Consider the following 22,281-nt stretch of genomic DNA (forward strand, 5'->3'; position numbering starts at 1 on the left):
GCCCCGGAACCCACGACTACAAGGCATGACCGGACAGGGCGGGCCTGCGACCGCGGGCCCGCCCCTTTTCGGCTGGTGCCGCTGTTACAGACCCAGGGCCTCCTTCACCGAATCCCATACGTAGCCCTTGCCGGGCATGTCGATGTAGGGGATCACCTCGGCGTATCCCAGGCCGGTGACGGACTGGCCGTTGATCGTGCCGCTGACGCTCGAGGTGCCCTCCCAGTACTGGCCGACGGGAACGAGGTCGCTCCACACCTCCTGGTCCGCCAGTTGCGGTGTGACAGTCAGCGAGCCGCCCGGGATGTCGACCTTCCAGCCATGTGGATACGTGATCCCGGTGTGTGGGCTGGTCCAGGTACCGAGCGCGGTCTGGCTGAGCTGGGCGGCCGGGAGATTGGTGGTGCTCCCGTCCGGCCTGACGAGCGTGCCGACCGTCTGGACATAGTTGTTGTTCTTGTCGCGGATGAAGTAGAGCATGTACTGGGTGTTGTTGGAGAGCTGCAGGCTGAACCATTCCCAGCCGCCCTCGCCCGGGTTCCAGTTGCCCCACTGGTGGTCCTGCCAGGCGGTGCCTGTGACGTTCACGGCCACGCCGTGGTCGAAGAGGACTCCGCTGGCCTTGAGGTTGGTCTGCGAACAGTAGCCCGACTGGCCGAACGGTCCGTAGCCGATGACACCCGAGTTGCCGTGCAGTGCGGCCGGGGTCGACTGGCTCAGTGTGAGGCCGCCGAAACTGTAGCTGAGATCGGGGAATCCGCCCGAGACGTGGTTGACGCCGTTCTTCCCGTCCATGTGGACGGTGCCGACGGTGAAGTTGTAGCCACCGCCCGGCGGGACCACGTCCGGCTGGATGCTGTAAATCTCCTTGGTTCCCTTGTAGGTGCCCCGGGTGAGGTCCGAGATCGCGAAATTGACGTTGTAGATCACCGCTGCCGGCGCCGTGGCGAGGCCGTCGTTGCGGACGACCATGCTCTCGAAGCCGTAGGCGTGGCTCTTCCCGAAGACGTCCTTCCCGGTGAGGCGGCCGGTGAAGTACCACCACTCCATCCCGGCGTCGACGTGCGCGGATTCGTCTTTCGGCAGCGACACCGGGCCGTATGTCAGTGCTGAGGCCGCGGGCGTCTGGACCGCGAACAGCAACAGCAGGCCGGACAGTGCCCCCAGGAGCAGGCCGGACACCCTCCTTTTCCGTAATCGCCGCATCCGGGATCCAGTTGACGAGGTCATCGTTCGCACCGCCCTTTCGAATGGATGAGAAGAGTGCGGAACGGGTGCTCCGCACGTGGTCGGCCAGATTTGTCGGGCTTCACGGCGCGGCCGAGCCGCATCCGTCTCCGGACGATGTCCCGTCGTTTCTTCAAAGCTCTCGGCGACAGCCGAAAAAGGACCGGCCGGCGTCGAGAGAAAAATCCGCGCGGGCGTGGATGAAGGCGACCTTCTCATGGTTCCGGTCAGGGTGGCGGCTGAGCGCGAAGCCTGCCTGTTCGTCCTTACCGTCGAACCAGAACTGGTCGTAGGGGTCCGGATGGTCATCGCCGGCATGCGAGATCATCCGTCGGGATGGACCCTAACGGATACATCTAGATTTTTCAAGGAGGTTCGGGAGTCCTTGATCCGCCGCCGCATGGATCGCCGGCGGGCCGGTGGCGCGGCACAGGCAACCCGCTACCGGCGTCAGGTGCCGCCCGCATGCTGGCCGGCCAGCCAGGAGGCGACCTTGCCCCGGGAGTGGAACCCGAGCTTGGTCAGTACCTGCTGGACGTGGGTCTCCACGGTGCGCAGCGAGATCACGAGCCTTGCCGCGATCTCCTTGTTGGTCAGCCCCTGGGCGACGAGACCGGCTACCTGGCGTTCCCGGCGGGTCAGCCCGGCCGCGGCCAACCGGTCGCCCGCGGCGACGCCGATCACCGGAGCCGGCTGGCCGTCCGCGTCCACGGTTGCGGTTGCGGACGGGGTGATCTCGACGTCGCCCAGGCCACAGGCGCACGCGCCCTCGAGCGAGAGTTCGGTGCCGCGCGTCCAGATGGCGTCGAACGCGTGGTGACCGAGCACCCGCCGGGAGTCGGCCTCGCTCTCCCGGCGGAACCGGAACAGGCCCGGAAACGCCGTGGTGGACGTGCCCATCCGTGCCCACAGCCGATCAGCCGTGCCGAGCAGTACCGCGGTCGTCGCATGCCGGCCGCGGCTGGCCTCGATCCAGGCGATGGCCTCCAGGCACAGCGTCAGGCTCAGCTGGTCGGACCGGCTGCTCGTGGCGGAGAGGGCGTCCCGCGCGATCGACAGGGCGGCTTCGGGATCGCCGGCGCGCCAGGTGGCGACGGCGTAGGCCCAGGCAGTGTACGAACGTAGGCACGGATCGTGCTGCAGTTCGGCGATCTCGGCGCACTCGGCGTGGTAGGCCCGCGCGGTCTCGGGGGTCGCGCTGAGCGCGGCGGCCACCGTGAGCAGCGCCAGCGTCTCGAGCTGGCGGTTGATGTCGCCAGCGACGCGGAACTGCGCCAGCGCCTGTTCAAGGTGGTCGATCGCGCCGGACCGGCCGGTGTACAGCGCGTCCATCCCGCCGAGCTGGATGATCAGCGCGGAGGCCGAGAGATCGTGTGTCTCCGAGACCAGGTCGGCGCCCTGCCGGAGGATCCGGGCCGAGGCCGTCGGGTCACCCTGCAAGGTCGCGAGCCAGCCCGCGGCGTGAACGGCCCGGATGCGGTCATGGATGCTTCCGCCGCCGTGGTCGAGGAACCGCGCCAGCCAGGTCCGTCCCTCGTCGAACCGGCCGTCGGCCACCCAGTAGCGATGCAGCGACCCCGCCAGCGCGAGTCCGCGACCGTGGTCGTTCGTCTCGGCGCAGTACTCCATCGCCCGCTGCAGGTTGGCGTGGTCCCGGCGAAGGCGGCTCAGCCACGCCCGCCGATCGGCCCCGAGCAGCCCGGCCTCCGCCCGGGTCGACAGATCAAGGAACCAGTCGCGGTGAGCCCGTCGCAGGGCCGCCTCCTCACCGCTGCTCTCGAGCCTCTCCTGCCCGTACTGGCGGAGCATCTCCAGGAGCCGGAACCGTGCGTTCTCCGGACCCGCCTCGAGGGTCAGGATGGATTTGTCGACCAGCGACAGGATCAGGTCCAGCACGGGTTCGGCGAGCCCGGAAGCCCCGCAGACCCCCTCCGCCGCGTCCAGCTCGAAACCGCCGGAGAACACCGAGAGCTGGGTCCACAGACGCTGTTCCGGCCCGGTGCAGAGCTCGAAACTCCAGTCGATACAGGCGCGCAGTGTCCGCTGCCGCTCCGGAACCCGACGGCCGTCGCGGCGCAGTATCCGTGTGTTCTCGGTAAGTAGTCGCAGGACGTCGGCGGGCAACAACGCGCGGATCTTGACGGCAGCCAGCTCGATGGCGAGGGGGATTCCGTCCACCAGGCGGCAGATGCCCCAGACCGCGGCGCGGTTGTCCCGGGTGAGGTCGAATCCGGAGCGCACGGCACGGGCCCGCTCCAGGAAGAGCGTGACCGCGTCACAGCCGGACACGTCGACTCCGTCGAGGTCGGTCTCCGCCGGCACCGGGAAAGGTGCGACCACATAGGTGCTCTCGCTGTCGATTCGCAGCGACTCCCGGCTTGTCGCGAGAATGCGGAGCCCCGGGCAACCGCGCAGCAGGCTGTCCACCAGGTCGGCGCACGCGTCCGCCAGATGCTCGCAGTTGTCGAGCAGGATCAGCAGCTGCTTCTGGGCGAGATGGCCGCGCAACGTCTCCAGCACGCTCTGATCGGTCGGAGGCGGGCAGCCGAACGTCGCCGAGACCAGGTGCGCGAGCAGGCCCGGATCACGCAACTGGGCCAGCTCGACCCACCACACCCCGTCGGGGAACGCGTCACGGACGTCCGCGGCCGCGCGCAACGCCAGCCGGGTCTTCCCCACGCCCCCCGCTCCGACCAGCGTCACGAGCCGGGACCCGCCGAGTAGCCGCCTGAGCTCCGCGCGTTCGGCCTGCCTGCCGACAAAGCTGGTCAGCTCGGCGGGTAATCCCTCGTTCGAGAACCGCGGCGGCGCGGGCATGGGCCATCTTTTGCAGGCACCGCGCGGGACGTCAAGCCGCCGAGTAATCCCCGTAGTAATACCCGTAGTTCCACTGAAGACGTCCCCGCGACGCCCGTCGATTCTGGTTCCTGCGGCCGGGTCCGGCATCCCGGCGGCGCTGCGGCAGCGAGCGCGAGCCCGGCGGTCCCGGTCCCGGCCGTCGGGAGGCCGGGCAACCGGCGTACGGAGAGGAACCCTGTCGATGCTCACCCCGTTCGACGACTACCCCGTCCACCAGACGCCGCTGCCGGTCGCGCACGTCGAGGGCGGGCACCCCGATCACTACGATCGGTTCTGGTTCAACGGTTACGACGGCGAGATGTACTTCGCGCTCGCGCTCGGGCTCTATCCCAACCGGGGAATCATCGACGCGGCCTTCAGCGTCGTTCACGATGACGTCCAGCGGTCCGTGTTCGCGTCGGGACGCATTCCTCTGGACCGGACCGAAACCCGCGTCGGACCGATCTCGGTGGAGATCGTCGAACCGCTGCGGGTCAACCGCATCCGCGTCGACGCGGCCGAGCACGGTCTGGTCGCCGATCTCACCGCCGTCGCCCGCACACCCGCCTACGAGGAGCCGCGGACCACCCAGCACGACGGGACGCGGCTGCTGACCGACTCCACCCGTGCCACCCAGATGGTCAGCTGGACCGGCCAGCTGACGGCCGGGGGCGAGGACGTGCGGATAAGAACCGGAACGTACGGCACGAAGGATCGCTCCTGGGGAGTCCGCGGTCTCGTCGACCGGATTCCTGGTGCGCCGCGTTCCGCCACCCCGCAGGTGTTCTTTCTGTGGGCCCCCTTGAACTTCGCCGACGAGTGTCTGCACTACATGGTGATGGAGGACGAGGCCGGAAACCCCTGGACGGACACCGCGGCGGTGTTGCCCGTGCTCGCCGAGGGGGGGTCGGTCTTCGGACCGGACACCGGCATCCGGCGCCTGCGCGGAGTCAGGCACCAGATTCGCTGGGCCCCGGGGCTGCGACGATCCAACGGTGCCGCCCTCATTCTCGGGGAGGGCGAGGCGGTGGAGCTGGAGCCGCTGCTCACCTTCCGGATGAAGGGCGCCGGCTACCTCCACCCCACCTGGGCCCATGGCCGGTGGCACGACGAACTGGCCGTCGGCGGTGAGGCGCGCAAGGTGGCGGAGCTGGATGTTCTGGCCATCGACTGCGTACACGTGCAGCAGGTGGTGCGGGCGACGTGGGGTGGCCGGGTCGGCCTCGGCGTGTTGGAACAGGCCGTCATCGGGCCCTACCGGCCGGGCGGATTCCGCGACCTGCTCGACGGCGCTCCCAGCGCTCCCGGCGTCTGAGTCCACCGTTCTCCCAACGAACCCCGGAGACCCAGGTGAGCACAATGACCGAGCCTCCCGCACTGGTGTCCGACCCGCGTGACGTCACGGCCGGCTGGCTGACGGACCTGCTGAGGCACGCGGGAGCGCTCTCGGCCGGCGGCCGGGTGGCCGACTTCAGCGCGGTGGCCATCGGGACGGGCAGCGTCGGGGCGACCCTTCGCTACCAGCTGCGGTACGGCGGGGACCGCGCGTCGATCGCGCCTCCTCCGTCGATCGTCATGAAGTTCGCCTCGGCCGAGGCGAACAGCCGGGCCGCGGGCGTGGCCACCCGCTCGTACGAGAACGAGGTCGCGTTCTACCTGCAGGCCGCCCACACCGTCGACGTCCGCCGGCCGCACTGCTACTTCGCCGCCGTCGAGCCCAACACCGCCAATGTCGTGGTCGTCCTGTCCGATCTCGCGCCGGCGGTGCCCGGGGACCAGCTCATCGGCTGCGGTGCCGACGACGCGGAGCTCGCGGTGACCGAGGCGGCCCGGTTGCATGGTCCCCGCTGGGGCGACCCCGCGCTCCTCGACCTGAGCTGGCTGGCCAAAGCCGAGCCGGTGATCTCGGTGTCCGACGTCTACCGGGCTCTCTGGGACGGCTTCGTGGAGCGCTACCGGACGACGATCGAACCCGACGTCATCACCCAGGGCGAAGCCCTCGGCGCCGGCATCGATCGGTGGCTGGCGCACCGCCCCACTGCCGTGACCATAACCCACGGTGACTTCCGGATCGACAACATGATGTTCGAGGGAGCCGGTCGAAACCGGCACGTGACGATCGTCGACTGGCAGACCGCGCGCCTTGGCACGGGTCCCGCCGACATCGCCTACCTCCTCGGCGGAAGCCTGCCGCCCGACATCCGGCGCGCGCACGAGGCCGACCTGGTGCGCCGCTACCACGACGCCCTCGGCGGCTACGGGGTGACGGGTGCCTACCCGTTCGAGGAGTGCTGGGACGACTACCGGCGCTTCAGCTGGAACGGGCTGGTCATGTCCGTGATCGCGGCGATGATGGTCCGCCGCGACGCCCGCACCGACGCGATGTTCGCGACGCTGGCCAACCGGCACGCCACCCAGACCCGGGACCTCACCGCCATCGACTACCTGCGCTGAGCCTGTACGGCTGTGCGGCTGTGCGGCTGTGCGCTCGAGCGGCTGGACGGCCCTCAGTAGTCGTGCTGCATCAGGTCGATGACGTTCTTCGCGCGCTGCGCGAGCATGACCCGCCCGACGATCTCCATGTGCTCCGCCCAGTGCTTCTCGGCCGCCGGGGCGTCACCGTCCTCGATGAGCGCCGCCAGCCGTGCCTGGGAGCGCAGGCCGCGCAGCCGGGTGGCGCTGGTGTCCTTGCCCTCGCCGGGCTGGCTGACCGCGGCGACGGCCCGGGCGACGATCTCGTTGAGCATCTCGGCGATGATGCTCAGGGTCTGGTTCCCGGCCAGCTCGACGAGGCGGGCGTGGAAGCGTGAGTTGGCCCGCCCGAACGCCTCGGGGTCGTCGATCACCTCGAGCTGCTCGGCACTGAGTCGGCGCAGCTCCGCGGCCGAGGACCCGCGTGAGCGTGCCCCGGCGACCAGCCGCGCGGCCACCGGCTCGATCGTGCCGCGGGCGTTGTAGACGTCCGCGAGCGGGACGTTGCGCGCCTGGAGCACGAGCGCGGCGGTGCGCGCCGTCATCCGCTCGCTGGGCTGGTGGGCGATGACGCCGCCGAGTACTCCGCGCTTGACGGAGATCAGGCCCTCCGCCTCCAGGATGCGCAGCGCCTCCCGCAGGGAGGGGCGGGAGACGCCGAACCGGTCGACCAGGTCGGGCTCGCGGCCGAGTGACTCACCCTCCGCCAGGTCGCCCCGCACGATGAGCCGCCGGAGCTCGTCGGCGATCTGCTGGGGCTTCTCGCGCAGCGGGGGCCGCTCCCCACCGCGAGATCTCCTTGGCTCGGTCACCTGGCTCGACCTTCTCTCCGTCGGCCGCGTCCAGCCCCCACCGCGACGGCTCGCGCGCAGCGCCGGACGAAGCGCTGGCCATGGTCTGATGCCCGTGACGGCTGGGTGAATGCGATCCGCCCAGCCTACCGGCGAACATCTCCGGGACCCAGCGCCCGGCCGGTGCTTTCCCTCTAGATGTTTGAACGTGCCTACGGCGTCTCCGGGTGCGGCTCACCACGCCGGGGGAGGCGGTCACGGCTACCGCGCCAGCTGGTCGTCGGCCTCCGGGTCGGGGAGGTCGAAGTGCTCGTCGCGTAGTTGGAAGGCTCGTTTTGTGCCGTGCCTGGCGCGGGTTTTGACGAAGTTGAACTCGTCGTCCTCGAACTGGAGGTTGGTGCCGAAGGCGTGGAAGAGGTAGCTGGCGACCTCTTCGCCCTGGTAGCCCTGTAGTTGCTCGACGAGGCGGAAGGCCTCCTTGGCGATGACGATGCCGTCGGCGGGCATCCGGGAGAGCTTGCGTGCCCACCAGTCCGCCCGCGCGGACACGTCGGCGTCGTCGATCACCTCGGTGAAGACCGAGAGGTGGGCCAGTTCGCTGGCGGGGATCATGTCGCCGGTCAGCAGCAGGCGGCGTGCCAGCACCGGGCCGAGCCGGTAGAAGAACATGTGCAGGGAGCCGAGGGCCGGGCCGAGGAACCGGGTCGCGGGCATCCCGATCCGGGTGTCGCCGGCGACGACCGCGATGTCGGCCATGAGCGCGAGTTCGAATCCGCCGCCGAGCGCGAAGCCCTGTACCTCGGCGATCGTGGCTTTCGGGTAGCCGAGGAAGTTGTGGTAGAAGCTGAACGACTTGCGGTCGACGGACAGCCGGCGGCGCTGGCTGGGACGTCGCTGCCGGGAGTCATTCGCGGCGTCGCCGTACCAGCCGTAGGCGTTGGCCATGTCGGCACCGGTGCTGAACACGCCCCCGTTCCCGCGCAGGACCACCACCTTGACCGCGTCGTCGGCCGCGAGCTCGTCGAGGTAGGTGCCGAGCTGCTCCCGCATCGCGGGGTCGTACGCGTTCCGGCGGCTGGGGTTGTCGAGCGTGAGGCGGGCGATCCCGGTCCCCTCGTCGCGTTCCAGTAGCACACGGCCCTCGCTCACTGGCTCTCCCTCTCGCTGATCGGACAGTCACGCCATCCGGCCACGCCATGCTATATCTCTAGATATTTTACGGCCTCGAGAGTTAGCATCGTAGCGATGCGTGTCACCCTGGGCGAGTCCCCCGCGGCGGGGGCCGGGGGTCTCCGACCGCTGCGGGTGCACGCGAGGAACGGGGTTGTTGTGGACATGGAGGCGGGCGTCGTCCTCGATCGGGACGGCGGCGTGCTGCGCATCGGCCTCGACCGGCCGGAGCGCCGCAACGCCCTCGACGCCGCGTCGGTGCGCCGGATCGTCGGCGCGCTCGAGGACGCGGCAACCGACGACGCGCTCCGGGTGATCCTGATCGAGAGCCGCGGCCCGGACTTCTGCTCCGGCGCGGACTGGGTCGCCTCGAACACCGCCGGCGGCGCCCGGCCGCGCCCCGGCAGCGTGCAGCGGCGCACCGCGCTGCAGGCGCACCGGCTCATCGGGCTCATCACCGAGGTGCAGCTGCCCGTCGTCTGCGCGGTCCGTGGCCACGCGGTCGGCCTCGGCTTCCAGCTCGCGCTCGCCGCCGACTTCACCGTGGCCGCCGAGACCAGCCGGTTCTGGGAGCCGTTCCTGACCCGGGGCTTCAGCCCGGACAGCGGCGCGACCTGGCTGCTGCCCCGGCTGGTCGGCATCGCCCGGGCCAAGGAGCTGCTGCTGCTCGGCCGGCGGCTTTCCGGTGCGGAGGCCGCCGAGTGGGGGCTTGTCTACCGGGCCGTGCCCGACGCCGAGCTGGACAAGGCGGCCGCGGAGCTGGTCGGGACGCTCGGGCAGGCCGCCACGGTCGCCGTCGGGCTGACCAAGCGCCTGGTCAACCGCGGGCTGGAACTGGGGCTGACCGAGGCGATGCAGGACGAGGCGTCCGCGCTCGAACTGGCGTCCCGTACCGCCGACTTCCGGGAGGGGCTCGTGGCGTTCAAGGAGCGGCGGTCGCCCGACTTCGGCGGGAGATAAGACGGACCAGGTTACACTCAAATCCCTGGCGGGATATCTGTACATCCTTGGAGCCGTCTGTGTCCGAGCAGGTCGCCACCCGGCTCGTTTCCAGCCGATCGCGAGGGCGCCCAGCGCGCCGTTCGGCCCTACGCCTTCTCTCGGCGTCCCTGGTCCTGCTGCCGGTCATCGCCGCGCTCCTCACCGGTTGGTACCACGCGAGATTCCACACCTGGCCGTGGTCCTCCAGCCTGCCGGACAGGGTGACATACTGCGACCGCGATTACACCGGCCCGGGCCGTCCGGTCACGTGGGCCGAGGCGGATGTTCTTGAGAGCGGCACTGTACGGGACGTCGGCCGCGCCAGGGTCGGCGTTCGCGAACGGTCGATATACGCGAACCCGCTCTCGGAACAAGCCCGGGAACGCGCCGACCCACCTCTTCCCTGCACCATGGCCGTATACCTGCGGACTGACGGCGATCGGGTCGCGCCCTACGTTCTCAGTGGCGGACCGTGACACCGAGCTTGTCGTCATCTCGTCGACCGGACGCCGTCCCGGATGGCGGAACCGCCGCCTGCCCCTGAACTAGACAGCATGCGAATGTGCTTGTCCTCCTTTCGTAACGGCAACAAACCCGACGAGCTGCTGCGGTTACTCGGCGACGGCCGGCGAACAGCGCTTATTCTCAACGCGCAGGACTGGAAGGCGCCCGAGGATCGCGCTACCGACCTCGCGCAAGAAGGCGAACGCTTGGAATCTATTGGCCTGCAGCCCGAAGAGGCGGACCTTCGGCAATATTTTGGCAGACTGGATGAATCGAGGCGGGCGCTGGTCGGCTGTGACCTGGTCTGGGTACGGGGTGGCAACGTCTTCGTGCTGCGACGTGCTTTTAGGCAAAGTGGCGCAGACGGTGTAATTCCCGAGCTGGTCAACGGTGACGCGGTTGTCTACGGTGGTTGACGCGCTTGTCTACGGTGGTTACAGTGCCGGCGTGGGCATCATGCAGCCGCAATCGACAACAACATTCCCTTTGTAGCTCTTCGTTACGGCGAGGTAATCGTTGTCGATGGCGATGAACAGAAGTTCGTTGGTCAGGATTGGGGAAATCGAGCCGGCGCCGGAGAACCCGCGCGCCGTCGGCAACCGGCCCGGCTTCGACCCGGCCGGCCCCGCCCGGCGACCGTCGTGATCCACTGGAAGGACGGCGGGAAGACCGGCACCTGATCCCGCCCAGCGACCCTGCTACCCATCGGCCCTCCCACCCCTCTACGCAGCGTTCCACCCGCGGCCCGTCGAAGCACCCGGCCCCTGACACCGATCCTGGCCGACGCGACCCGTCCGGCCGGGGTCGGAGTTCGCCACTTTCGCAGCTCACGGGCTCGGCGGGGAATGCCCGCGCCCGAGCTTTCGCGGCGCGGCCGCCGAAGACCGGCCCGGCCGGCCCGGAAGACCCGGGGATAACTTTGCGTGACTTTTCGCAAATGGCTCCCCTTCGGAGTGAGGGTTCCTTAATCTGTTGTCCAGAGGGTTCCCGTTGATCCTCCTGGGTGTGGTGTGCGCACCCGTGGCGAACCCCTCTGTGCGTAACGGGAACTGTCGCCGTCCCGCCGGTTGCCTGAAAGCAGATACCGGCGCCGAGGGCGTGTCCCGCGTTTCATCCTGGCGGATCGTGGCTGTACGGGGGGACGTCGTGGTGGCGGAGGAGTACAACCTGAAGCTGGATGACAGGCCGAGCCATCCGTTCCGCGGTCTCGAACCTGTCACGATCTCCGGTAGGCCGAGCGGTCTCACGTACCACCATATAGTGCCGTACAGCAAGCTCAGGGACTTCTGGAACAAGCTCGTCGAGAACGGTGACATCAAGAGGTGTAAATTTCTCCCACCCCTCCGGGACATGATCAGCGAAAAAACCTATGTCAACATCCTGAGCCCCGACGGGAGGCGCAGCGACGCCGAGATGCAGGCAGTCAAGGACCTGGTCTCGGATATATACATGGGTAGGGTTTCCCATGGTTCGAGCAGGTTGCGTCCCGAAGGATGGGACAATCTCGTGGGCATCTACGCCTGGCTTCCTGGAAACCTCTTCGTGGGCCCCACGGACCGATGCGACGACCCCAAGGACAAAATTGACGACGCAGCTTTCCGAACAAAGGGCGCCAGGCAGGTGCGCCGCAGAATTCTTTCCGAATCCTACGAAGAGATTCTGGCCTACCTGAAAGGCGCGACAGCCCGAAAGTCGAAATTCGCTTCGGAGGCGCTGTACAAGGTGGTCAGATACCCGAAGCTCCAAGATTTCGACCTCAGGGACTGGACCTGGATCGACGGTGAGAAAGGGCCGCAGGTCAAGGGGTAGGGGTGAGTGGGCGGGTGTGACGCCGTCCGCTGGTCCCGGTGCGGTGATGGACGCGCCCCGTGCCGGCCGGGAAGCGTCCTGCCGTGGTTGTCGAACGTGCCCGGAAGTGAATGGCCGTGATCCGAGGGAGGGGTTCAGTGGATCTCGATGCCCTGAAAACGCATCTCCTGAGCCTGGGTGATCCACCGACACTGCGGGCCGCGGACACCGCGCTCCCCGCGCAGCTGCGCGCCATGCTGGCCACCTTCCCGGACGGGGTCTGCCAGGGTGGCGCGGGCACCGGGCGACCGGAGGTGGACGCCGGGCGGACGACGCTCTCGCTCTCGCTCACCTGGGCGTCGCCGGCCTGGCCCGGCGGCGCCGCCGTGACCATGGCGGTGACGGGTGTGTCGGTGACCGTGACGAGCCAGGGCCTGGTCACCCTCACGCTCGGCGGCACGTTCGACACGGTGGAGGTCGCCTCGACGGTCACCGCGGACGACCTCGGGCGGCTGACCGCCGCCGTGCGGCCGGTGCGTCCCGGCGCCTTCGCCGCCGAGCTGGAGAAGCTCGGCAGGCGCCTCGGCGGTGACACCGCCTGGCAGGAGGCGGCGGACGGGCTGCGCGCGTTCGACTTCAACCCCGCGGATATCGCCGGCTTTGACTATCGCCTCGTCGAGGAGGCGGGTGCCGAACCGGTCGCCTATGAGATGGACGCCATGGCGATCGTGGCCTCGCTCACCATCCGGGCGCTGCCCCTCGATGTCGCCGTGTGGTTTCCCCATCTTGCCCTCACCGGCACGCTGACGGAGGCGCGACCGATCTCTGTCCGGTCCCTGCTGGAGTCGTTCGGCATACCCGGCGATGAGGTGCCCGAGGCCTGCGCCGTCAGTGAGCTGTCGTTCGCCGCCGTCCTCGGGGAGGAGTATCTCCTTCGGATGACGGCCACGGGTGACTGGCCGATCGTCGGTTCCCTCGTGATCCGATCCCTCGCTCTTTACGTCTACTACGGGATCGGTGCGGGATTCACGGCCCGGGTCGGGGGCACGGTGTCGATCGGCTCCGCGCTGAGCATCGACATCTCGGCCGGGAAGGTCGGCGGCGCGCAGGGCGGCTGGGCGTTCAGTGGCGGCCTCACGGCGGACACGACCCTCGGCATGGCGGAGGTGATCGACGCACTCGGGCTGACCGACGTGCCCGGGCCGGTCAGGTCCCTCGAACTCACCACCCTGACGCTCTCGTACACCACCGGTTCGACCGCCCTCGACTTCGTCTGCGAAGGTGACATGACCATCGCGGACGGGGTCACGGCCACGCTCCGCGTGACGGTCACCCGCGACGGCTCGGATACGCGCTACGGCGGAATGCTCGACGTCGACGGCTTCGCCTTCGAGGTCGATTTCGACGAGGAGAAATCCGGCGCGGACATCCTTGTCGCCACGTATCGCGGTGCCGCGGAGGGCACCGAGATCGTTCTGCGGGACTGGGTCGCGCATTTCTCCGCCGGCCTGGCGGCCGACGTTCCCGACAGCCTGCGGATCGGGCTGAAGGACGCCAAGTTCGTGCGGGTGAAACCCGCGGGCGGCCCGGCCCGGTTCTGTGTCGGTGTGGACCTCTCGGCGGGTTTCGACCTTTCCCAGCTTCCGCTCGTCGGCGGGTTCCTGTCGACGTTCGGGACGGTGAGTGTGGAGAACCTGCAGGTCCTCTACAGCTCCGGAGCCTTCGACGCCCAGACTGTCGCCTCGGTCAACCGGCTGCTCGGGCCGGCCAAGGTGGTGGCCCTCCCGCAGGCCGGGCTGGCGGCGGGCGTCGCCGCGCTGGCCGATCTGCGGATCGGGAAGGATGCCACGTCGGTCGCTCTCGGCGTGCCGCCCGCGAACGCCGGCGGCGGCGAGCTCCCCGGACCCGACACCCCCAGTACCCCGGGCGGTTCCAGCGCCCCCGCTCCGTCCGGTGCCCCCGACCCGTCCGCTACGCCTGACACCTCCGGGACGGGTGCCTCCAGCGTCCACTGGGTGTCGGTGCAGAAGCAGCTCGGCATCGTCCACGTCGACCGGGTCGGGGTGATGTACCAGCACAACGTGCTGCTGTTCGCGCTGGACGCGTCGGTCGCCCTCGGCCCGCTGGCCCTCTCGCTCGACGGCCTGGCGGTCGGCTCCCGGCTGGACAGGTTCGCGCCGACGTTCCGCCTCGACGGCCTCGGGATCGGCTACAGCGCCGCTCCGGTGGAGATCTCCGGCGCGCTGTTGCACCTGCCCGACGACCAGCTTCCCGACACGGTGGCGTTCCAGTACGACGGCACGGCCACGGTCGGCCTGCAGAGCTTCTCGCTGGCAGGTCTCGGTTCGTACGCGCAGCTGAAGGACGGCGCGCCCTCGCTGTTCGTCTTCGCCCAGCTGGAGGCGCCGCTGGGCGGGCCGCCGCCGGTCATCGTCACCGGGCTGATGGCCGGGTTCGGCTTCAACCGGGAGCTGACGCTGCCGACTCCCAGGGAGGTCTCCGGTTTCCCGCTGCTGAGCCTGCACAAGCAGGGGCCGAACTCCGGGCACAAGCCCTCCCACGTGCTCGACGTCCTGGAAGGGCGTGAGCCGGCCGTGGCCGGCAGCCAGCCGCGGCGGTGGATCGCCCCCCGCGAAGGCTCGTACTGGCTGGCCCTCGGGGTGGAGTTCACCGTGGCCGAGGTGGTGAACGCCAAGGTGCTGCTGGCCGCGGAGATCGGCGCGGAGCTGGCGCTGGCCGTGCTGGGCCTCGCGACGATCCAGCTGCCGCTGCCCACCGAGTCCGCCACCACCACCTACGTCTACGCGGAGCTGGGCGTGGAGGCCGTCATCCGGCCCACCCAGGGCAGCGCCGAGATCGCCGCGCAGCTCTCCCCGGCCTCGTACGTGCTGACGCCCGCCTGCCACCTCACCGGCGGGTTCGCCGCGGCGACCTGGTTCGGGAACAACCCGCACGCCGGGCAGTTCGTCGTCACCCTCGGCGGCTACCACCCCGCGTTCCGCCGGCCCTCCTACTATCCCGACGCGCCGCGGCTGGGGATCGACTGGGCGGTCAGCGGCAGCGTGTCGATCAAGGCCCAGGCGTATCTGGCCGTCACGCCGTCATGCGCGATGGCGGGCGCGCGGCTGGAGGTCCTCTTCCACGAGGGCCCCATCCGGGCCTGGTTCACGGCGCAGGCCGACGTGCTGCTGTCCTGGCGGCCGTTCTTCTTCGACGCGCGCATCTCGGTGAGCATCGGCGCGTCCGGCAGCATCAACCTGGGGATCCTGCACGTCACGATCAGCGGTTCGATCGGCGCGACCCTGCACCTGTGGGGGCCGCCGACCGGCGGTTCGGTCACCGCGCACTTCCCCCTCATCGACGTGACCGTCAGCTTCGGCGGCTCCCGCGGGGGAGCCGAGACCGAGGCACTGGGGTGGGACGTGTTCGCCAGCATGCTCCCGAAGCCGGCGGACGTCGTCACCGTCGCGCCGGTCTCCGGCGTCGACAGCGCCGTGGCGGACACCGCACCCAACCCCGGTGGCAGCGGCAAGGTGTGGCAGGCGCGGGCCCGGGACCTGCGCCTGTTCACCCAGTCCGCGGTGCCGGCCAGCCACCTGCGGACGGGCGACGCGCCCCTGGCCTCGTCCGAACCCGGGGACGGCTCCCTGGTCGACGTGCGTCCCATGGACCGCGTCGGCCTGGTCGGTGAGCACCGGCTGAGACTCTTCTACGAGGACAGGCCCGCGTCGACGGACGGCTGGACGCTCACCGCCCGCACCCGGGGCGTGCCCGCGTCGCTGTGGGGTGCCCCGCCGACCCCGTTCAGCCACACGCCGTCGCGACCCAGCGCCGAGGTGCTGCCGGACCGGCCGGTCGGCTTCGACGTCCAGGCGCCCCGGCCCGAGCTGGCCGCCTCGCGCGGGGTCTTCCCGCTCAGTGAGTACAGCGAGGACGAGCTGCCGCCCGGTCTGTCGCCGCTGCCCCGGGAGCCGGCCGCCAACCACGACTTCGTCGGCGTACCCGACCCGTCCTGCGTGGATCTGCTCGGGCGCCTCGACCGTGGCGACGCGAGGAGCGGGCGCGACCAGATGTACGCCGCCCTGGCCGACGCCAAACTGCTCACCGACCTCGGCGACAGCGCCCTGGCGGGCCTGGCGGCGGGCGCGGCCCACTTCTACAGCGAGGCGCCGATGGTCCAGAGCGCGCAGGAAGCGGGGAGCCGCGGATGAGCCCGAGCCCGCCGCACCCCGCCCGCGACACGATCCCCCCGGGGGACCTCGAGCTGCACGACCACTACCTGCCCGCACTGCCCGCCGGCGACTACCGGATCGAGGCCACCCACACCCTGCGCGCCGGGCCGCACGACGGCGCACAGGTCGTCGGCGGGCCGTTCACAGCCGTGCAGAGGTTCACCGTCCGCGGCCCGCAGGTGCGGATCGACGCCGACGCGGTGGTCGCCAGGCAGCCTCCCGACGCCGCCAGCGGCAGGTTCGCCGAGGTCCTGCCGCACGTGGTGCTCGGCGATCCCATGCTGCCGTGGGAACGTCCGCTGGGCGGGGCCTCGCGCGACACCCCGTGGCTGGCACTGCTGGTGCTCACCGACGATCAGCTCGTCGGCGGCATCACCACCCCGACCCGCACCGTCTCCGCCACTGTGGCGGAGTTCCTGGCCCACGACGCCGCCGTGCTCAAGCCCGCGCTGACCGTGGAGTCCGACATCGGACCCGGCGACCCGTGCGTGTACATCCAGGTCGCGGCGGCCGAGTTCCACGCCGTGGCGCCCCGGCTGGGGGAGCTGCGCTTCCTCGCCCACTGCCGCGGTGCCAACACCGGGGACCGGCCCATCCTGGGCCTCCAGGAGGACGGGCTGTTCTCCGTCATCGTCGCCAACCGCTTCCCGACCGCCGCCCCGCCCGGCTCCGATCCCGGGACAGGTACGAAGGACCCCTCGACCGGCACGAAGAACATCGTGCATCTCGTCTCCCTGGAGGGCCACGAGCGGATCCTCGCGGACACCCCTGACTTCCAGGGCCGCTCCTCGGTGGCGCTGCTGTCCCTGTGCAGCTGGTCGTTCCAGGCCCAGCCCGACCGCGAGGCGGACTTCGCCGACCTCGCAGAAGGACTCACCCGGACCCCCTCCGGCACCCGGGCCGGGCGCGACGACATGTGGCTGCGCCTGCCCGGCCCGCCCGGGCAGACCGACACCGCCGCGCGGCGACACGTGGCCCGGCGGATCGACGACGGGTACCTGCCGTTGCCCTACCTGACCCGCTCGGGCGAGGCCACCTACGGCTGGTACCGAGGGCCGCTCACCCCCGTGCTGCCCGCGGCCACCGACCGGGCGGCGCAGGCCACCACCGCCGACGCTCTCATCGCCTACGACCCGGCCTGGGGCAGCTTCGACCTGTCGCTGGCCGCCGCGTTCGATACCGGCCGGGCCCTCGCCCTCGCCGACGCCCCCTTCGCCCAGCACCTGCTCGCGTTCAAACAGGCCACCCGGCACCTGGTGGACACCCTGCACCACCAGGCCACCAGCGTCCACCTGCAGCGGGACGGCAGCGGGCGCACGCGGCCGGGGACGGCGCGCGCGGCGTTCGGCGCGCTGCTCGACGGCCACCTGCTCACCGCCCTCGGCACGCCACCGGGCCGGCCCCGCGCCGCGTGGTCCCCGCCGACACCCGCCGCGCCGTCCGCCGACCCGGCCGGCGGGCTCGAGGCCGTGCTGCGATCCGACGCCACCCGGGCCGCCCTCGCCACGGCGATGGACGCCGACGACGGCCTCGGGGAACACCTCACCCGGGTCGCGGACTGGCTCGGGCGGCTCCTGCTACTCCACCCCGTGCCGTTCACCCACCTGGTGCCCGACGAACGGATGCTGCCGCGGGAGTCGCTGCGTTTCTTCCACCTCGACCCCAGCTGGCTGGACGCCCTGCTCTCCGGTGCCCTCAGCATCGGCGCGCAGTCCAGTCGGGACACCCTCCAGGACCAGGTCGTCGCCGTGACCATCCGGGCCGCGGCGGCGGAGAAGGCGGCCGGGTACCGCGCGACGCAGCGCGGCACCGCGACGGACTCCTCGCCAGAGGACCCCACGCCGGAGGGCACCGCACCTGGTGCCGCCGCGTCCGGCGGCGACGCCGTTCTCGGGCCGGTCTCCGGTCTGCTGCTGCGCTCGGCGCTCGTCTCCGGCTGGCCGAACCTGGCCGTGCGCGCCCTGGACGAGGCCGGTGAGCTCCTGCCCGTCCTGCGGATGGACCACCTCTCGCCCACCGTGCTGCTGTGCCTGTTCGAGGGCCTGCCCGCGGCCGTCGAGCTCAGGGAGCCCCAGGAGGGCTTCCGGTTCGGCGTCGAGGACCACGGCCTGATCCCGCTGCGGAACCTGCTGGCCCCGCCCCCCGCGTCCGGGGGCCGCCCGCTCGGCGAGCAGATCGGCCCCGACGTCACCTTCCCCGTCCTGGACCATGTCAGGGCCGGTGCCGGCGGCCCGATCCTGGACCTCGGTTCGCTCATCCCCGCGCTGACGGCGGCTCTGGACGCCGCGCACGGCACCGCCGTCGGCCCCATCGGCCCCGCCGACCTGGCCCTGCAGATGGTCAAGGTCCCCGAGGCCATCCGCTTCACCGGCCCGAACGGAGACCGAGGTTGACCGCCCGCCCCGCGCTCGTCGTCCCCGTCGACCTCGACGTCCTCGTGGTCAACCGGGCTCTCCAGGGCCGCGACGCGTTCCGCAGCTGGCAGCACACCTACCTGGCGCTGGACGACTACCTGAGCCCGGAGCCGGACGGGGGAGACCGCCAGAGCAACGACCCGGTGCACAGCCACACCGGCGTCCACCTGCACTGGACCCTGCCCAGGGGGCTGCGCCACGGCGTGCAGGACCCGGCGACCGGTGAGATCGGCTACCCGCTGGTGCCCAACCGCTGGCTGGTGATCCGCTTCAGCGGCACCGGCACCCGCCTCGCCAGGGCATGGGTGATCGAAAGCGACTGCCCGTACAGCCCGCGGGCGCAGGACGACGGACACGACCTCGTGCGCTCCAGCCCCTACCTGGTCGACGCCACCACCCTGCGCGCCTGGCAGGCCAGCCCGGACCCCTACCGCAACACCATGGACCCCGACGTCGGGCAGGTCCAGATCGGGCTCGCCTTCGGGCACACCGACACCCCGTGGACGGAACGCGCCGGCCGGGACCCCCTTTTCGTCACCGCCATGGCCACCGGGAACCCGTACTTCACCACCTACACCCCGCACAACACCAACGTCTTCTCCTTCCTCGACGACCTCTCCGACATCACGTCGGCCACCGCCCTGGGCTACCGGGTCATCGGCTGGTACTCCGATCCGGACGCCGACGTCCTCGCGTCCCGCCCGCCCGGCACCTCCTACGCCGACCAGCTCGCGCACCTCGGCTGGCAGGATCCCCGCCTGACCGGCGAGGCCGGTCACGACGCCGCGGTCAGCCCGATCACCCGCAGCCTGTACGCCGGTACGGCCCTGACCGTCGGCTGGGATCCCGCCGCGAGCGCGGCGCCCGTCCCGGACCCGCTGGACACGATCCAGGACAACGGCGCGCTGAGCGTCGCCCTGGGCAACACCACCGAGGACGCCTTCACCGCCCTCGCCGGCCAGGCGCTGCACGCGACCGGCGCCGCGCCCGCCGCCGCCGACGTGGCGCTGCTGCGTGCGTTCCTGCACGACCTGCTCGCCGTCGCCGAGGAGAAGGGCGGCGACGAGCGGGTACGCCGGCAGGTCCACGACGCCTCGTTCGCCGCGTCGACCGGCGGCCATCGTTGGACGGTCACACCGCCCCCCGCTGACACCCCGTCCGATGGCGGCCCGTCCACCGGCAGCCCGTCCGCCGAGGCCGCGGCGCCGCGCCCCTTCGTCCCGCCGGCCTGGCTGGCCACGCTCAACGACGATCAGCGTCAGCTCGACGAGCGGCTCGGCGAGCTGCGGGACCTCCAGTGGCGGCTCAACGCCCTGTGGCTGAAGAACGGGATCGCGGGGGCGTCGATGTTCCCGCCCGACGACGTCCCCGACCAGGACCTGATGATGCAGGAGCTCGACGCCGAGCGGGAGGGATCCCTCGCCCACACCGTGGGCGTCCGAACCGCCCAGGTGCGAGAACTGGCCGCGAAGGTCCCCCAGCCCGACCACACCCGGCCCCACGCCAGCGCCCATGACGCGTTCCTCGCCGGGGTCGGCGCCTTCGCCGCGGCGAAGGGGCTGGGCGGGGGAGCCGAGCTCAAGGCCGTCCCGCGCCCCCCGTACGCGCAGAGCAACAACCCCGTGGTGAGCCTGTCGGGGATACTGCCCCCGGCCGACGCGACCGTCCCCGATCAACCCGTACCCGTACGGCCACTCACCGACGACGGCGCCGCGCTGATCAGCGCCGTCACGGTCGCGGGCACGACGATCACCGCGGTACCCGGCCGCGGCCCGGTGCCCGCCGTCGCGGGTCTCGACGCCTTCCCGCCCGAGGTGCCCGGGCTGCTCGCGGAGTACTTCCTGCTCGATCCCGGCAACGCCGCCGCGCTGGCCGCCGCCGGCGGCCTGCCGGCGGAGCAGGCCAGGGCCGTCCTGAGCGCCCACCCACCCGCCGCCTACACCGGCACCCTCCCGGAGCTGGGTCTGGAACCCTGGACCCAGCCCTGGGAGCCGCTGTTCATGGAGTGGAAGATCTCCTACCGGCACATCCCCCACACCGTGGGCGCGCGGCGCTGCTGGACCTTCGACGGCACCGACTACCGCTTCACCCCGGAGGGCGTCGACATCCCCCTGGACCGGGTCACCGTCACGGGTGTCTCCGCGCTCGGCCCGCACCCCCGGTCCCTGTTCGCCGCCAGGATGAAGGAGTACGTCGCCCAGCACGGCACCGACGACCAGCGTGACCAGCTCGACGCCTGGCTCACCGCGATCGGCGACTGGGGGCTGCTCGCCCAGGAACTCACCGGCTTCAACGATCGCCTGGCCGCCCGCGACCTGCGCGCCTTCCGCCGCCCCACGACCGACGACACCGACTTTCCCGCCGTCGCCGACCTCGTCGGCTACCCGGACGCCGCCACCGAGGACGGCCTGCCCGCGCGTTACCGCGGCCGGGTCAGCAGCTTCCCGTACCTGCCCGGCAGCGCCAGCGCCCCCTTCCACGAGACCCGGCAGGGACAGATCTGCGTCGAGGAGCTCTTCCTCTACGACAAGTTCGGCCGAGTCCTGGACGTCGTCAGCGGCGACACCCAGAGCGGTGGCCTGCACGACTACCGCAACTTCCCGCTCACCGTCGACACCGCCCTCGCCGTCGGGACCTCTCTGACGCCCGCGATCGCCTCCGTCGCCCAGCTACCCCCGCGCCCTCTGCAACCCGCCCGGCTCGACTTCGACCTCCTGGATGCCCGGACCGGCACGCGCGTCGTCGGCACCGCGGCCGACCCCAGCCCCATCAGCGGCTGGATCCTCCCCAACCACCTCGACCACAGCCTGCTGCTCTACGACCCGGCGGGGCTCCTGCTCGGCACCTACCGGCTGCTCACCGGAGCCGACGGCCGGCGCACCGGCCAGTGGGAGCCCCCGCCCGGCAGCGCCATCACCACCCCGGACCAGCTCGCCGCCCACGCCCCCGAGATCGCGGCCCTCATCGGTTCCCCGAAGCTCGCCGCGGAGGCGAACTTCACGGCCTTCCTCGACGTCATCGACTCCACCCTGTGGACCACCGACCCGCTCGGCCGGCGCGCCGACCAGAACCTGTCCCTCCTCCTCGGGCGCCCGCTGGCCCTCGTCCCCGCGCAGCTCCGGCTGACCCTCGAGGGACCCCCCATCCGCGACACCGGCTGGGCCGCCACGCTCGACCCGCCGCCGCCGGCCTTCACCGGCGACCGGTTCGAGATCCGCCTCGGCGACGTGGCCGCCCGCGACGACGGCCTCATCGGCTACTTCGCCACCGACCCGCACGGGGCCTACGACTACGACTGTTTCCACAGCGTCACCGCTCCCGACGACGAGCAGGACTACGCCACCCAGATCGGGCCGCCCGGCGCCGCGGGCACCGTGCCTGCCGGAACCGTGCCTGCCGGAACCGTGCCTGCCGGAAACTACGTCCCGCTGACGTTCGGCGACCCGGCGCCCACCCGGCTGCTCCTGCTCCTCGATCCGCGGGCCCCCGTGCACGCCACCAGCGGCATCACCCCCACCGCCACTGTCACCGTCCCGCCCCGGCACACCGACGACGCGCTGCGTCACCTGCAGGCGCTCTTCCGTTTCGGCCCCGTCCTCACCACCGAACACGCTCCGACCAGCCAGCCCGACCCCGACCGCGACCACGGCTCCGACCACGACTCCGAGGCCGGGACCCTCGCCTTCCCCCGGCCGGCCGAGAAGAACGGCTCGTGGTCCTGGCTGCGCCCGGCGCCCGGCGAGGCTCCCTGGGTGCCGTACGCGCTGATCCCGGCACCGCTGGAGGCGCGGTTCCCGGACAGCCCCGTTCTTCTCGAGGACGGCCTGCTCCGCTTCCTCGCCGACCCGGAGCAGTAACCACGTT

Annotated in this window: 14 protein-coding genes; 8 read left to right on the forward strand and 6 right to left on the reverse strand. The window is 71.0% G+C overall.

The annotated features are described in order from the left end of the window. Positions 1-84: 84 nt before the first annotated feature. The 3 genes from E0504_RS41555 to E0504_RS53765 all read right to left on the reverse strand — a co-directional run bounded on the left by E0504_RS41555 (position 85) and on the right by E0504_RS53765 (position 4,044). Positions 85-1,182, reverse strand: a complete 1,098-nt coding sequence (locus E0504_RS41555) for a lipocalin family protein (RefSeq protein WP_306769328.1) — start codon at positions 1,180-1,182, stop codon at positions 85-87. A gap of 178 nt (positions 1,183-1,360) precedes the next feature. After that, positions 1,361-1,555 (reverse strand): hypothetical protein, encoded by a 195-nt coding sequence (locus E0504_RS41560; RefSeq protein ID WP_071065466.1) that lies wholly within the window; start codon positions 1,553-1,555, stop codon positions 1,361-1,363. Between the two features lie 122 nt (positions 1,556-1,677). Continuing rightward, positions 1,678-4,044, reverse strand: a complete 2,367-nt coding sequence (locus E0504_RS53765) for a LuxR C-terminal-related transcriptional regulator (RefSeq protein WP_112107702.1) — start codon at positions 4,042-4,044, stop codon at positions 1,678-1,680. 223 nt (positions 4,045-4,267) lie between these two features. Here E0504_RS53765 and E0504_RS41570 point away from each other — a divergent pair, with 223 nt between their 5' ends. Then, on the forward strand, positions 4,268-5,380 hold the full coding sequence (locus E0504_RS41570; RefSeq protein WP_112107701.1) for a hypothetical protein: 1,113 nt from the start codon (positions 4,268-4,270) through the stop codon (positions 5,378-5,380). Between the two features lie 44 nt (positions 5,381-5,424). Further along, a complete protein-coding gene (locus E0504_RS41575) occupies positions 5,425-6,519 on the forward strand; it encodes a phosphotransferase (RefSeq protein WP_112107700.1) in 1,095 nt (364 codons plus the stop codon). A gap of 53 nt (positions 6,520-6,572) precedes the next feature. On the opposite strand, the gene E0504_RS41580 is transcribed toward E0504_RS41575, so the two are convergent. Beyond that, positions 6,573-7,349: a FadR/GntR family transcriptional regulator gene (locus E0504_RS41580; protein ID WP_071065470.1), complete on the reverse strand. Its 777-nt coding sequence runs from the start codon at positions 7,347-7,349 to the stop codon at positions 6,573-6,575. A 240-nt stretch (positions 7,350-7,589) separates the two neighbouring features. Then, the gene (locus E0504_RS41585; RefSeq protein WP_131627101.1) at positions 7,590-8,477 is read right to left on the reverse strand and encodes an enoyl-CoA hydratase/isomerase family protein; all 888 of its coding nucleotides are present in this window, start codon (positions 8,475-8,477) and stop codon (positions 7,590-7,592) included. Between the two features lie 186 nt (positions 8,478-8,663). Between E0504_RS41585 and E0504_RS41590 the strand changes: the two genes are divergently transcribed. Together E0504_RS41590 and E0504_RS41595 are read left to right on the forward strand one after the other, a co-directional pair. Next, positions 8,664-9,458 (forward strand): enoyl-CoA hydratase/isomerase family protein, encoded by a 795-nt coding sequence (locus E0504_RS41590; RefSeq protein WP_112107705.1) that lies wholly within the window; start codon positions 8,664-8,666, stop codon positions 9,456-9,458. 587 nt (positions 9,459-10,045) lie between these two features. Then, the gene (locus E0504_RS41595; RefSeq protein ID WP_131627103.1) at positions 10,046-10,399 is read left to right on the forward strand and encodes a hypothetical protein; all 354 of its coding nucleotides are present in this window, start codon (positions 10,046-10,048) and stop codon (positions 10,397-10,399) included. An 18-nt stretch (positions 10,400-10,417) separates the two neighbouring features. Here the strand turns inward: E0504_RS41595 and E0504_RS50865 are convergent, their stop codons facing one another. Beyond that, complete coding sequence (locus tag E0504_RS50865) at positions 10,418-10,633, reverse strand: hypothetical protein (RefSeq protein ID WP_165938783.1); 216 nt, start codon at positions 10,631-10,633, stop codon at positions 10,418-10,420. A gap of 496 nt (positions 10,634-11,129) precedes the next feature. On the opposite strand from E0504_RS50865, the gene E0504_RS41605 reads away from it, so the two are divergent. The 4 genes from E0504_RS41605 (at position 11,130) to E0504_RS41620 (ending at position 22,274) form a co-directional block, all read left to right on the forward strand. Further along, positions 11,130-11,792, forward strand: coding sequence for a hypothetical protein (locus E0504_RS41605; protein WP_243657859.1), 663 nt, complete (start codon positions 11,130-11,132; stop codon positions 11,790-11,792). Positions 11,793-11,929: 137 nt separating this feature from the next. Then, positions 11,930-15,982, forward strand: coding sequence for a DUF6603 domain-containing protein (locus E0504_RS41610; protein ID WP_112107698.1), 4,053 nt, complete (start codon positions 11,930-11,932; stop codon positions 15,980-15,982). Further along, positions 15,979-18,396: a hypothetical protein gene (locus E0504_RS41615; RefSeq protein WP_131627105.1), complete on the forward strand. Its 2,418-nt coding sequence runs from the start codon at positions 15,979-15,981 to the stop codon at positions 18,394-18,396. Before E0504_RS41610 ends, E0504_RS41615 begins: the two co-directional genes overlap by 4 nt. Continuing rightward, positions 18,393-22,274: a hypothetical protein gene (locus E0504_RS41620; protein WP_131627107.1), complete on the forward strand. Its 3,882-nt coding sequence runs from the start codon at positions 18,393-18,395 to the stop codon at positions 22,272-22,274. Before E0504_RS41615 ends, E0504_RS41620 begins: the two co-directional genes overlap by 4 nt. Positions 22,275-22,281: the final 7 nt, after the last annotated feature.

The organism is Parafrankia sp. BMG5.11 (genome assembly GCF_004337455.1).

What these genes read in the sequence shown, in the direction of transcription:
- E0504_RS41560 (WP_071065466.1), bottom strand. Translation starts at nt 1,555, where the DNA reads ATGATCTCGCATGCCGGCGATGACCATCCGGACCCCTACGACCAGTTC.
- E0504_RS53765 (WP_112107702.1), bottom strand. Translation starts at nt 4,044, where the DNA reads ATGCCCGCGCCGCCGCGGTTCTCGAACGAGGGATTACCCGCCGAGCTG.
- E0504_RS41570 (WP_112107701.1), top strand. Translation starts at nt 4,268, where the DNA reads ATGCTCACCCCGTTCGACGACTACCCCGTCCACCAGACGCCGCTGCCG.
- E0504_RS41575 (WP_112107700.1), top strand. Translation starts at nt 5,425, where the DNA reads ATGACCGAGCCTCCCGCACTGGTGTCCGACCCGCGTGACGTCACGGCC.
- E0504_RS41590 (WP_112107705.1), top strand. Translation starts at nt 8,664, where the DNA reads ATGGAGGCGGGCGTCGTCCTCGATCGGGACGGCGGCGTGCTGCGCATC.
- E0504_RS41615 (WP_131627105.1), top strand. Translation starts at nt 15,979, where the DNA reads ATGAGCCCGAGCCCGCCGCACCCCGCCCGCGACACGATCCCCCCGGGG.